Annotated in this window: 18 protein-coding genes; 3 read left to right on the forward strand and 15 right to left on the reverse strand. The window is 54.2% G+C overall.

Translation table 11 applies throughout. The annotated features are described in order from the left end of the window. Positions 1 to 37: 37 nt before the first annotated feature. From ADH66_RS12945 to ADH66_RS20355, 5 genes are all read right to left on the reverse strand, one after another. Positions 38 to 712, reverse strand: coding sequence for a hypothetical protein (locus tag ADH66_RS12945; protein WP_066539932.1), 675 nt, complete (start codon positions 710 to 712; stop codon positions 38 to 40). 18 nt (positions 713 to 730) lie between these two features. Beyond that, positions 731 to 1,168: a hypothetical protein gene (locus ADH66_RS12950; protein WP_066539930.1), complete on the reverse strand. Its 438-nt coding sequence runs from the start codon at positions 1,166 to 1,168 to the stop codon at positions 731 to 733. Between the two features lie 145 nt (positions 1,169 to 1,313). Then, positions 1,314 to 2,657 (reverse strand): hypothetical protein, encoded by a 1,344-nt coding sequence (locus ADH66_RS12955; protein ID WP_066539928.1) that lies wholly within the window; start codon positions 2,655 to 2,657, stop codon positions 1,314 to 1,316. A gap of 61 nt (positions 2,658 to 2,718) precedes the next feature. Continuing rightward, a complete protein-coding gene (locus ADH66_RS12960) occupies positions 2,719 to 3,027 on the reverse strand; it encodes a DUF6809 family protein (RefSeq protein WP_066539926.1) in 309 nt (102 codons plus the stop codon). Beyond that, positions 3,027 to 3,308 (reverse strand): DUF6809 family protein, encoded by a 282-nt coding sequence (locus ADH66_RS20355; protein WP_066539918.1) that lies wholly within the window; start codon positions 3,306 to 3,308, stop codon positions 3,027 to 3,029. The genes ADH66_RS12960 and ADH66_RS20355 overlap by 1 nt, the downstream gene beginning before the upstream one ends. 208 nt (positions 3,309 to 3,516) lie before the next feature. Between ADH66_RS20355 and ADH66_RS12970 the strand changes: the two genes are divergently transcribed. The 3 genes from ADH66_RS12970 (at position 3,517) to ADH66_RS12980 (ending at position 5,091) form a co-directional block, all read left to right on the forward strand. Then, positions 3,517 to 3,900, forward strand: coding sequence for a DUF5655 domain-containing protein (locus ADH66_RS12970; protein WP_088364444.1), 384 nt, complete (start codon positions 3,517 to 3,519; stop codon positions 3,898 to 3,900). 122 nt (positions 3,901 to 4,022) lie between these two features. Next, positions 4,023 to 4,559, forward strand: coding sequence for a flavodoxin family protein (locus tag ADH66_RS12975; protein WP_066539915.1), 537 nt, complete (start codon positions 4,023 to 4,025; stop codon positions 4,557 to 4,559). A gap of 10 nt (positions 4,560 to 4,569) precedes the next feature. Next, entirely contained in the window at positions 4,570 to 5,091 is a 522-nt protein-coding gene (locus tag ADH66_RS12980; RefSeq protein WP_066539913.1) for a GNAT family N-acetyltransferase, read from the forward strand. On the opposite strand, the gene ADH66_RS21995 is transcribed toward ADH66_RS12980, so the two are convergent. The 10 genes from ADH66_RS21995 to ADH66_RS13030 form a co-directional block, all read right to left on the reverse strand. Continuing rightward, positions 5,077 to 5,781 carry a DNA cytosine methyltransferase gene (locus tag ADH66_RS21995; protein ID WP_456236484.1) on the reverse strand — a complete coding sequence of 235 codons (705 nt, stop codon included), beginning with the start codon at positions 5,779 to 5,781 and terminating at the stop codon, positions 5,077 to 5,079. The genes ADH66_RS12980 and ADH66_RS21995 overlap by 15 nt on opposite strands. Positions 5,782 to 5,860: 79 nt before the next feature. Next, on the reverse strand, positions 5,861 to 6,559 hold the full coding sequence (locus tag ADH66_RS22000; protein ID WP_084384478.1) for a DNA cytosine methyltransferase: 699 nt from the start codon (positions 6,557 to 6,559) through the stop codon (positions 5,861 to 5,863). An 88-nt stretch (positions 6,560 to 6,647) separates the two neighbouring features. Further along, the gene (locus ADH66_RS12995; protein ID WP_066539911.1) at positions 6,648 to 8,477 is read right to left on the reverse strand and encodes a VirB4 family type IV secretion system protein; all 1,830 of its coding nucleotides are present in this window, start codon (positions 8,475 to 8,477) and stop codon (positions 6,648 to 6,650) included. After that, entirely contained in the window at positions 8,474 to 9,253 is a 780-nt protein-coding gene (locus ADH66_RS13000; RefSeq protein WP_207652993.1) for a class B sortase, read from the reverse strand. The genes ADH66_RS12995 and ADH66_RS13000 overlap by 4 nt, the downstream gene beginning before the upstream one ends. Before the next feature lie 29 nt (positions 9,254 to 9,282). Continuing rightward, a complete protein-coding gene (locus ADH66_RS13005) occupies positions 9,283 to 9,831 on the reverse strand; it encodes a hypothetical protein (protein WP_084384477.1) in 549 nt (182 codons plus the stop codon). A 38-nt stretch (positions 9,832 to 9,869) separates the two neighbouring features. Further along, on the reverse strand, positions 9,870 to 10,139 hold the full coding sequence (locus ADH66_RS13010; protein ID WP_066539905.1) for a hypothetical protein: 270 nt from the start codon (positions 10,137 to 10,139) through the stop codon (positions 9,870 to 9,872). Beyond that, on the reverse strand, positions 10,136 to 10,498 hold the full coding sequence (locus ADH66_RS13015) for a hypothetical protein (protein WP_066539902.1): 363 nt from the start codon (positions 10,496 to 10,498) through the stop codon (positions 10,136 to 10,138). Before ADH66_RS13015 ends, ADH66_RS13010 begins: the two co-directional genes overlap by 4 nt. Positions 10,499 to 10,528: 30 nt before the next feature. Continuing rightward, entirely contained in the window at positions 10,529 to 11,473 is a 945-nt protein-coding gene (locus ADH66_RS13020; RefSeq protein WP_088364446.1) for a conjugal transfer protein TrbL family protein, read from the reverse strand. Between the two features lie 11 nt (positions 11,474 to 11,484). Continuing rightward, a complete protein-coding gene (locus ADH66_RS13025; protein ID WP_066539901.1) occupies positions 11,485 to 11,901 on the reverse strand; it encodes a hypothetical protein in 417 nt (138 codons plus the stop codon). Between the two features lie 65 nt (positions 11,902 to 11,966). Continuing rightward, a complete protein-coding gene (locus ADH66_RS13030) occupies positions 11,967 to 12,308 on the reverse strand; it encodes a DUF3852 domain-containing protein (protein WP_066539899.1) in 342 nt (113 codons plus the stop codon). Between the last annotated feature and the right edge of the window lie 7 nt (positions 12,309 to 12,315).

The following is a 12,315-nucleotide window of genomic DNA, read 5'->3' on the forward strand; positions in this document are numbered from 1 at the left end:
CTTTGGCACGGCCTTCCTTCATCAGTAACGGTTTGCTTTACATGGTCTGTTCCTGCCCCACCTCTTTGCTATGGCCCTGCTCAATATCCGCCTTGTCCATAAGGCCCCACATCGCCGCGTCGAATTTCTCCTGTGCCAATGCGCTCAGCATGGCGAGCAGCGCGTCCCGGACCACCGCCAGCGGGTCATCCAGACGGTTAAGGTACTCGATCCAGGTCTTTTGCCATGAGAGCTTACTGAGCTGCCCATAGCAGAGCATCGTGGCGGCTATCTCTGATGACTGCTCCTGGATCTGTTTCAGAGTAAGCTCCCGCAGTTTGGGAATGTAGGTTTCCCAGCAGGAATCTAGCTTTTCATGAAAAGCCGCGCAAGCCTCCCAGCCTGCTGTCTTGTCCGCCACCTCTTTGGCAAGCGAATCCCACTCAGGGCTTTCGACAGACGGAACATTCCTTGACTCCCTGCCATCCTGCCAGAGTGAGGAGCCGCAGTCATCGCCGCCCCACCACATATGGGTGATGACCTTTCCGCCACACTGTATGGATAAGTTACGCAGGAAGTTATCCACGGCTCCCTCGCTGCGAAAGCAGGCCCAGCCTCCGGGCATAAAGCACAAGCGTTGAATGTTACCGTTCTTTTCGGACTTCTTGAGGCTGTCAGCCAGCGTATGCGAGTGCTCCCACTCGCTTTCCCAGTTTAGTACGTTCATGAACATGATATCATTCTCCCTTTCTCATTCCACAGCAGCTATCACAGGCTCCTGTTCGCTCAGCATCATCTCCTGCCCCCGCCCATTGAACATGAGAGAACACTCAGCCGCTATGCGGCACATCCGCAGGTAATCATCAGCGCCTGAACCGGATATATCCGCTATGGCGAAGGTGCGCCCCTCCCATTCATTGTTGACCAGGGTAACCAGTTCGATGCTCATGCAAACACCGTCCGGCTCGCTGAAGTCCACATTGCACCGGACATAGTCGAAGTAGGGCATAGGAGCCGGTTCCTTATCCCAGGGTTCAAAGGACTTATCCGGGAGCAGGCCGTTTTCCTCCAGATGGGCCTTCAGCGCCTCGAATACCCCTTGGGTCGTGTCCAGCCCCTGTTCCTTGGCCCGTTCCTTTTCCTCCGGCTCTGTCCACAGCTCGATGTCAAAGGTGTGTATGGTTCTCATTCGCGTTTACCGCCTTTCTTTTTTTGGGACCGCCGTTTCCGGCCTGTCCTTTTTCACCCACAACACTACCCGAACCGGGCGCAAAAGTCCATACCCAATGCCGCCGAATGTGCGGCGTGGTTTTTCCACTATGTACCACGCATGTTCACAAAGTCTGCTCCGACCCCTGCTCCTGCTGATGCTGGGCCTGCCAATATCCGGCAAGCTCCTGATAGGTATCGCAGGAAATGTCTTTTTCCTGACCCTCCGCCCAGCCGGAGAAGCCCTCAAAATCAACACCGTGGTCGATGAGCGCTTTCCCGATCTCCGGGCAGTTATACTCCACACAGGCGGCGAGGGCGTCGTAGTTATCCGGGCTGACCTTCATTCCCTGGTCCAGAAGTACGTCGAGTATCCAGGAATCTCCTTTCCCCCGGCACTTGATGAAGGGCCGCAGGGCATGGTCACCGTTTACGCCTTTCCGCGCCATTGCTTTGGGTATGTCTATGTCGCCGCAGACAAGGGAAATCTCTAAAAGCTCCTTCGGAGCCGCGTGAACTTCTTCCGATGAACAGCGTTCCATGATCTGCGCCGATATAAACTGGACGCCCTTCCATTGGTATGCGTAGCGCGCCAGCTCTCCGAAGAAGTCCAGCGGTAAATCCTTAACATGGTTATGCGCCTGCTCTTGCAGGAGCGCCACCTTTTCCGCATCCACAATGCGGACCGCCCTCTCGCAGGCTTCCTTGTACACATCCTGGGAGAAGGCAGTGCTGCTGTCCAGAAAGAGCATGGTCATCTTCCGGCCCACTGCTCCTGGACGGCCCACAGCCTCCAGGAACAGTTCGTTATAGGTTTCCTGCCCGGAGATTTGCGGCAGCAGATTCTTGAACTCATTTAGCTCACCATCCCGAACAGCGATGACCGCCCGGTCGCCGCCGCTCATATGCAGGGGCCGCTGGCCCACCAGATTCATGTAGTTCGTGATACTCCCGGTCATGCGCCGCAAGAGCTGCTCGGTCTGGTTGAGGGCGCTCTCCTGACGTTCCCTCTGCTCTGCTAGGGCATTGACAACTATAGCCTGTTCCTGCTCGTTCAGAGAAAGCACGGAGTTCTTCCTGATGTCACCGCCCCGGAATGCCTTTGTGATAGCCGAGGCGATAAGGAACATTCTGTCCAAATCGGAGCCGCTCTCGCCCAGGGTCTTGCCGGTGATGAAGGACTTGGTGACTGGCTTGCCGTCCTCGTGCCACTTGAGGTATACGTCAATATAGATGCCCTCGCTCGCGCCGTAGTCGGTGGTGCAGAAGATGTCAGCGTCCCTGGGTGTCTCCCGGCCATTCTCCCATTCTTTATCCATGAGAAAATATTCGTCCGGGAGACAGCCCATGCTCTCCAGCCGGTACCGAAGTTCCTCGAAGACCTCCTGGGCTGTGGGCTGGCCGGCGTATTTCAGCATATGCGGGCGCTCGGGGTCAGGCGCCCAATGTTCCAGTTCGATGATATCCATCGTATTTGCTCCTTTACATTTGATATAATAGAAGGCCGCGCCATGCGGCACGGCCTCTCTGCTATTTCTTTTTCCTGAGAGGCGGGAGTTTTCCGTCCACGCACAGGGTTTCCAGTATGAGCCGCACTCCGAAGCGCACACCATCGGCGTAAGTGTACTGCAAGTCCAGTCGGTGGACATCTTCGACTGCGGCTTCGTACTTGTCCAACAGATCGAAGTGCCTTTCACCCAGCTTACCTTCCAGCCTGCCCCTGAGTGTGCTTTCTCTGTTTACTGCCGCCTGATACTCTTTCGACTGGGGTACGATATCCTCTGCGGGAAAGATCTCGCCTCGGTAAAGCCTCTCCAGAAGCGTTTTTCCTTTATCCATTATTCCGCGTCCTCCTGTCCGGCTTTATCCAGGCAAGCCGCCATCACAAACTGCGCCCCGAACCTGACGCCGACCTTAAAGGCTTTCACCATGTTCTTCGTCTGCGACTCATAAACGTCGCCGAGCAATTTTTCTATAAGGCTGAATTGCTCTGGCTGAACCAGCGCCTGGAGTTGTTTGGTGACGTCGCCCCGGTCGTACTTCCCGCTGCCGTCCAGCTCCGTGAGAATTTCAAAGGGTATGTAATCACCGTAGAAAAGCTGTCTCAGAATGTCTTCCATGTTTTTCACCTCCTGGGACACACAATACCCCAGCCGGGGCAGAAAGTCCAGTTGGGAAACCTACAGAAAAACCGGGGCGGCGGGGGCGATATGTTCTGCCGATTGTCATAAATCCCGCTTTGGGTAGACAGCGGCCTTGCGATATGCTATACTCATTTTAACAGCTTCACCTGAGAGCAGTAAATGTCATTGGAGAGAATCACAGCCTATGGAAATGAATTTGGATGAGCAGATGTTTTGGGAAAAGTGGGAACCGTTGCTTCCTCTGTACGAAACCCTCAAACAGCGGCTGGTGGAGACCTACCCCGACATGAAAATCAAGGTATCGAAAACTCAGATCTCATTTTATAACAGGCATATGTTCGCCATGGTCTCGCCGCCTGCCCGCCGCAGGAAAGATTGGCCTAAGAGTTTTATCATGGTATCCTTTGGGCTGCCCTATCAGGTGGATTCCCCGCGGATCGCCATGAGCGTGGAGGCATATCCGAACCGCTGGACGCACCATGTCAGCGTAGAGTCCGCAAACGATATGGATGAAGCTCTGCTGGGCTGGATCGACGAAGCCTATTCCTTTTCGCAATCTAAGCGTTAGTTTCGATTATAGCGGGGCGGGATAGCGATTCTCTGTCACATTTCGCTGCACAGCGAATTGACGCGCCCCAGCACCCTGTGCTATAATTTTTCCATCAATAGTTTTTGAGAGGAGAACTCCACATGAATGTTGTCGGTATAACGTGCAGCTGTCTGCCCAAGAGCCTATCCCAAAAGGCGGTAAAGGCGTTCCTGCAGGGTGCGGAGGAGGCAGGGCATAATACCCTGTTGATACCCATCAGCAAAGGGCTTAGCGGATGCACAGGCTGTCATGCCTGCAAAAAGCTGGATGGTTTCTGTGTACAGCAGGACGCACTGCGGCCCTATTTTGACGCCCTTCCTGATGCCGGAGCCGTAGTGTTCGGCGCGGGCATTTACATGGGGTACCCCCAGGGAGAGGCGTGGTCGTTTATGAACCGCCACTTCTGCCTGCATGACTGTGTGGGCGAGGGCGCACGGTGCCGTATCGAGCCTGGCAAAAAGCTCTATACCATTTTTGCCCAGGGTGCGCCTGACAATCCCAAGTACCGGGCCAACTATGAGGAACTGCTGCGCCTATTCGACGGCTGGGGCTTTGAGCGGATGGAGCCGCTGGTGGTCACCGGCCCGACTAGCGAAGATGCCATACAGAGGGCCTATGAGCTGGGCCGGGCAATATAGAGGTTTATTTATGCTCAAACTGATTCCAGCCAGCCAAAATGATGTTCCCATGATACGTTCCCTATATGAGCGCGCCTTTCCCGCCAACGAGCGCCGCCCTCTTGGACCGCTGCTGAATGATACTACCGGCCACTCTAAGGTGCTGGCTGCCTATTGTGAGGGCGGCTTTTGTGGCTTTGTCTGCATATTGGAGTGGTCAGACATCGTCCATATTATCTATTTCGCCGTGGAGGAAGACCTGCGGGGCCATGGCCTCGGTTCTGAGATTTTGCAGGCTGTCCACCGTGACAACCTCCACAAGCGGGTGATCGTGGACATAGAGGAGCCGGACAGCTCCGTTCCCAATAATAAAGAGCGTATCAAGCGCAAGGCATTCTATATGCACAATGGCTATGCGGAAACCGAGATACGCTATAACTGGCTGGGGACGGACTATGTCATCCTGTCCCATGGAGGTAATATGACGGACGAGGAGTTCGGCCAGTTCTGGGACGCGCTCTCGGTGGCTATGCCGGGGTCAGAGGACTATTGAGCTTGCCCACTCCGCTATCCCGCCCAGGATAAACTCCGCGCAGGGAACGGCGATGCTGTTGCCCAGGGCCTTGTACCTTGCGGTATCCGACGCGCCGGGTATGTCCGTCCAGCCGGGAGGGAATCCTTGTAAGAGTTCACACTCCAGCGGCACAAGCCTTCTTATGAGCAGTGGGCTTTCCACTACCAGCTTGTTTTGCTCCGCGCAGATATTGTCCACACCTTTACTGTCCCTGGCGCACAGCGTTCCGGCCACACTCTGCTCCACCGCAAAGGGCAAATTGTTCCCACCCTCGCCAGCCCCGGCGCAGATAGCCGGGGACACGCTTACCGGCCCCGAAAACCGGGAATCCTGGCCATGATTCTCAAAAACTAATGGCTGGTGTCCATGTTCCTGGGCGCGGAGGGTACCTGTGCAATTTTCACTTACATCCATCAGCATACCACCTTGGTCATTGAGGCACAGCACCGATGGCATCATGTTCCCGCTTGGGCTGGCCTTGAGGGTGGGGGACAGTTCCTCGGTATAGCCGATGCTCCCGGCTTTGGCTCCGGCTCCGGCGCAAAAGCCAGCGGTAAAACTTGCCTGGGAGATAAATGTCTGCATCTCCATACTCTGGGTTGCGGTCAGTGCCGCGGAGGCCATCCCCAAGTCCCGGACCTCCTTTCTCTGATTGATTGCAAAAGCCAACGGTGGTTTTTCAATCTGCGCAGCTGCAACGACGCCAGCCTGCAGTTTCAATGCTATTTCAAGCTGCGGCGGCAACGGTTTATTCCGTATCGCCGCCCTGCGCAGTATCCCTAAACAGGCCCTTTTCGTCAAATAATACTTTGGGAGCACATGGGCCTGCAAAATCTGCGACAAGGTACACTCTCGAACTTCTCTGGGGGACGCCCCAGTATTGAGCGTTGAGGACCCGCCAAGCCAGGGAGAAAGTATCTCCCAATAGGATTCGCCCAGCAGATTTCCACTTCCCGGAGTCAGGTCGAGGGATAGAAACGGCGCCGCAGCCAATTCCGGTGAACGACCGCAGGACGATGCGGAAGTCCTCGCCGGGCGGTTCTCCGCTTGAGAAACTGCCGGGTACGTTCTCCCACACAGCCCATCTTGGGCGAACAGACTGAACTGTCCGTCCTCTTTCTCTGTCTGCATCTCTCAGCTCCTTTATCACCCGGATCATCTCGTAGAACAGGCCGCTCCTAGCACCTTGGAGTCCGTCACGGGCCCCTGATGCGACACTAAGATCCTGACACGGTGAGCCTCCACAGACGATGTCCACAGGCGGCAGATCAGCCCCATTCAGCTTAGTGATATCCCCCACATGAACCATCTCCGGGAAATGTTTCATAGTCACTTGGATGGGAAACTTTTCTATCTCGCTGGCCCACAGGGTCTTTATCCCCACATGGCTTGCCGCCAGAGGAAATCCACCGATTCCATCGAACAAGCTGCCCATTGTCAGGCTCATATCCCACCTCCTGATTTTTTCTGCGTGAATCGCGGGCAGTAAACTTCATGTCTTTTCTCAGTTTCCCGCGCGAATTGCCCGCGGTGGCTCACCGCCCGCCAGCCTCCCCGAACATTTTCGTTTTGAAATCCGGGAACCCCACCTGGAGCAAGTACCGCTCGTTGCCGCACCGGTACAGACAGGTGCCGCGCTCCGGGAACTTTATCAGCTTGAACTCGGCTTCCTCCATCTGCAAGGTGCGGATGTACGCCTGGGGGTCGGTCTGCCCTGCATTGAACAGGAATTGGTGGGTCGGTATGCTGAATAGCGGCTTTGTGAACTCACGGATGGACGGGATGAGGAAGTCCTCAATATTCTGGCTGGCGATAAGCACGGTGGAATTTCGCTTTCTCACCCGCTTCATGAGGTTGCGGATATACTCGATGGCCGTCATGTTGGTGAGGAACAGATATAGCTCGTCCACAGCGCCCACGCAGTTTCCGGCCCCCAGCATGGCGTTGGTCATATAGGAGAGGATAGAGAACAGCAGCGCGTCCTTGAGCCGCTTGTTCAGCTTGAGGACGCCTTTCACCCCGAAGCACAGGAATTTGTCATCCTTTATATTGGTATGTCCATTGAAGAATCGGGCCTCGGCCCCCTCGCACATAGAGTTCAGCGCCAGACAAATCTCCTGTAAGGTTTCCTCTGTAAAGAGGTTTTTCTTTTTCTGGTCGTAGAGGTTGTACTCGTCTTCCAACAGGTCATAGAAATCAGACATAGTTGGAAACTGCCCGGCGGACAGAGATGAAAAATCCGTATGGTCATCCATGTCAAAGCGCCGGTACAGCTTTTGGAGTATGAATTCTATGGTGTCCAGCTGGGGGTCGGTAAAGTCTTTATATGCCCGGAAGAAGTCTTTCAGATAGGAAATATGCCGGGAAAGGGTGCTGGTCTTGCGGAAGGTTTCCGGGGTGTTTTCATCGTCTTCCCGCTCGGCATCGTCCTCCCAGGCCATAGGCTGCAATGGGTTTATGGTATAGTCGCCGGACAGAAAGTCAAGATAGCATCCGCCCAGGGACTTGGTCAGGTCTAGGTATTCTGCCTCCGCATCCATAAGGATGATGGATTTGCCGGACTCCCTCAAATTAGAGATTATCCCTTTCAGCAAGTAGGATTTCCCTTGCCCGGAGTTGCCGAGAATGAGGATATTGGAGTTGGTCTTATCATCGGCCCGGCGGTCAAAATCGGTGAGAATATTGGTGCCAAACTTGTCCCGGCCCAGGTAGAACCCATGAGGGTCTGACTTGCCGGAATAGTTGAACGGATATAGATTCGCCACCGATGAGACGGGCAGCACCCGCTCAAACTGCGGCCCAAACTGATTGGTCCCGAAGGGTGCCACCGATAGAAAGCCCTCTTTCTGCCGCAGAGTCAGCCTGTCGATGTTGATTTTGGCGCGGGTCAGTTCCATCAGCACATCCGACTGCAGATCCTTGAGCTTTTCCAGGGTAGGTGCTTTCAGTTCCATGTATACCGCACAGTGCAGAAGGCACTCTCTGTTTCTGCTGAGATTCGTGAGCAGATCGATGACATCCTTGAGGTTATTTTCGGCCTCCAGCGTTTCCTGCACGTCCGTACCGCCGGACATGAGCTTATTGCGCCGGGTGGCGTTCTGCATGATCTTCCGCTGCTCCATGCTGTCCACCAGCCGGTTGTACACCCGCAGAGTGATATTGCTCCTATCGGCTAACTGGGAGAGGATAGCCTGTTCCTCGGTGTTGGGCGGGTACTCCCGGACGGCCCACACGCAGCGGTAACTGTCCCCGCAGATATAGTGGTCGCTCTGGAACTTCACCACGCCGGGGAGTATCATGTCAAAGAAATCCTTGACGGCAATGGACTCGGCCTGCTCCTGACTGAGCGCTTTTCGTTTCCTCATAGGCTCTCCTTTCCCACCAGCTCTCCCAAGACAGCGACCCTGCCGTTTCGTCGGGAGATATCGCAGGTGGAGAGGGTGATAAATTGGTCAGATGCCGGGTCTGTATAATAAACGCTATCGTTTTCGATGGAATCCAGAAACGCGGTTTTTTCCTCGTCATCGGCAAAACTGGTATGCTGGTAACAGCCGGACACCATAGAATTAGCCTTGCATACGGCAAATACCTGATACTCCCTGGCCCCATCGGGCGTTTCCAGAATAATTTGCCTGTGAGCGTCGGCGTACTCCTTTTCCTTGTACCAGATAAGGTCGGTAAACATGGTACCGTCAAACATATTGTGGCCATAGAGAATGATGTTGCTGCTGCCCAAATCACAGCGGTGGTCTAAAAACGGAACGCCGTAATCGGAGTAGTTGCCGTAAAAATCCAGGTGCAGATAATGCTCCGGGTCGCTGGGCGTCCACATGATGGGATAGTCGATATCCGTCCCCGGCACTCTGATCCAGCCGATGCAGTCAGCGTTCTTCTCCTTGAGCGTGGCCAGGTCGTGGAGCACTTCCGGGCCGGTTGGCTTGGGCGTTTCATCTTCCCCTGGGGCTATGGGGTCATCTCTTGGGAAAAGCTTATCCAGGTTAGGAACAGTTTTCACAGGCGCCTTGGGCTTATCCAAAAGCACAGATTCCGCCAAATCTTGAAAGCTCTCCTGCTGCTCCTTCGACTCGATGAACCTGTGTACTATCCAGAATCCCGACGCCGCCAGCGCGATTGCCAGCACGAATACAATTAAAACTTTTATGCCTTTTTTCAAGTATCACCCAACCTTTCCATGTCAAAATTGCGGGCGCCGTCCACGTCCTCCACATCTTCGCCGGACATGGTGGTTTCAAAGTAAATACCCAGCACCCGCTTGATGTCCTCCCGCTCCATGCGCCGCACCTCGAAGCCCTGGCCCGTGAAATTTGTCATGGCGTTGTTGATGTCGTGGAACACCTGCTCCGCTTTTTCGCCTTTGGTGAACCGCAGGATGAACAGAAACTGCCGGGCTGTGGACATCTCGATCTGCTTTGATTCCAGGTAGCCGATCTCCTGCTCCAGCACCTTGCGGACTGCCGGGTTGCCTTCCTCTTGTAAGCGGCGCTTAATAAACCGCTTGTTATCGTCAAAGCGTTCACAGGAATCCAGGCAGGCGATCTCCAGTCCCGGGTGCCGGGACAGCACCATGAGCAGGTGTTGGATCTTTATCTCCACATTAGCCTGAGAGAGAACGGAGATATTCGTGGGCTGGACGAGAAAAACCGCCAGCTCGCCGCCAGCGGTCTTTATTCCATAGTTTGTGAACCCCTCCAGGCCCATAAGGGCGCGGGTGGAGTTGCCCTTTTTCTTTTTTCTGCTTATTCTTCACACCTCCAGACGTATTCCTGCTGGCTGAACAGGAGGAACTTCCCGGCGTAGCGCACATAATCCAGCACAGTGATTTCCTCCAGCCTAATTGAGAGGAAGGCGTAGGCTGCTGTCAGCGCCAGCGGGACTATCAGGTGGATTTGCGTCAGCGCCAGGGCTGAAATCAGCAGCCCTATGCAGATGATTGCAAAGTCCCGCAGGCTCCACAGCCAGAGGTTGGCCGTAGCCTTGAGGTTTTGCGGGTAGATGTATTGGGTCATGTTTGGCCTCCCATCTGTATGTCGTTGTCTGAGAACGCCCGGCAGAATTCCTGTGGCGTTTGATTGAACAGTTCATGGATTTTCTCCGTGATCATGTCCTTGACAAGGCGTTCTTCGTTCGTTGTGGGCTTATAGTCATTTGAGTAATAATGAATAGCGGTTTCAACTACATAGCCCATTTCAAGCGTATCTGTAAAGGGATCATAGGTGGCGTATAGATTCAACCATGTTTCATCGTCGCTCAAATCCTCTTGAAACTTTTTCCCTGCATCAAGCCAGGTTTCCAGACATGCGATGAGAGAGCGCCCGTCCTCGGACACTTGGATGTCATCATTTACCCGTAGGTCTTGACGCTCCATTTCATTATCCTTGTTCAGCTTCGCCACCCCCTATGCCATAGCCCTGGCAATATTCCGGGTCATATTCACAGCAGTGCTGGTGGCGTGGACAACACTCATCATGTTGACTTTCACGCTGGAATCCAGCCCAAACTGCTGGGCGATCCTTGGTACCTCGCCTGCCGCCAGCATGACCCCTAGCCCCAGGAGCATATTGCTGTTGAAAGTCAGCAGACCCAGGAACAGGAGCGTTGTCTGCAAAAAGGCCGTCAGGCACAGAGCTATGATCTGCTTGCACCATTGATTGAACCCGTCCGTATAGCCCCGGGGAACAGAGAAAAGATAAAGGGTACCTACCGCCATTTGGATAAGCAGGATGCCGCCTCGTTTTATGTTGGCGAAAAACACCTTCAAAACGGAGTACGACAGCCCAATCAGCATACAAAGAGGGTATATGCCGTTTGCCACGATCCCGGCAGGTCCGCCAAATGCGCCGACCATAACCTTTAGCGCAACGTCCCCAAGGTTGAAGTCAACCGTTCCGATAAAGCCGCCAGCCAGGTCTTTCAGAAAGACATTCTGTAAATTGATGCAGAACTTGTACAGCTCCACCGGCACCAGCGTCACCAAATTTGCGGCAAAGAACCCCTTTAGGACGTTCAGTGCCGTGGACTTGATACTCGCCCTGCCGTTCTGGTACTCGATGGCTAAATCAAATGCCGCCACGATCATTCCCACACCGAACAGCGTCCAGCCCAGCATGGTAAAGAGCTGGACAGACGAGCTCACCCAGGTTAGGTCGAATATCTCTGCGCCCATGCCGCCGATCTGCGTAAACACATCGGAAACTGTATCGTAAAAGGACTTCAGCAGCCAAGTGACCATGCCGTCCCATATAGAGTCCACAAGGCCGCTGCCGAAGGAGGAGAACACGTTCCCCAGCGCCCCGCCAAAGCTGCTGATAAGCCCTCCAAGCCAGTCTAAAATTGTAACCACCTCCCAATATTTTACATATTCTGCCCGCCCATATCCTGCTTTTCCTCCGGCTCTTGCTCTGGGGCATAGTAGGAGATGTAGTTGTAAAGGAACTGATTCACCTTTATGTAATCGCTCTGGGTGGGCTGCCACAGGCCCCAGCCTGGGCCGTCGCTGTCATCGTCTATGGCGAAGCCCTTTCCCAGCAGTTCCCTGAACTTCACAATCTGGGTATCCACATTTCCGCCTGTCCGATTGATGATATGAATCTGCAGGGCGTTATAATGATCTGCTATGCCGGTAGTCACCAGGCTGATCTTGACACGCAGATCCTCATCCAGCCTACCCAGAATGGTGCGGCCCACGAAGGTGTAGCTTTGAATAAACGGGATGCCACGGATCATCTTTTTCAGTTCATTTTCATAAAAGTTCGTATTTGTCACCTCCATTCTTTGCAGGATTCGAATGGTTTGGGGGGCCCTCTGACCCTTTCCATTATTTCCCTTGTCATAGGCTATATCCCCACAACGCCCCATATATAGAGGGGAGCGGTCAGGGTGAACACCAGACAGGCGAACAGGATGGCTGGCGCGGCGAACTCGAACTGGCCATGCTTTTTGTATTCAAAATATGAGGTCCCGACCTTGACAAAGAATAAAACCGCCAAAATTACGTCGATAACTGGGAACACCACATTGTCCACCACGGATTTGATCTGTCCCTGGGCCTTTGTCCAGGTGGACTGCACAGCCCCGGCCACATCACCGCTGGCCGACGCGGTCACGGTCAGGCAGGCGCTCAGAATTGCTGCCAGCATGAGCGCGCACAGCACTCTGCATATTTTTGTTTTCCTCATAGAATTC

Source organism: Acutalibacter muris (genome assembly GCF_002201475.1).
Lineage (GTDB): Bacteria > Bacillota > Clostridia > Oscillospirales > Acutalibacteraceae > Acutalibacter > Acutalibacter muris.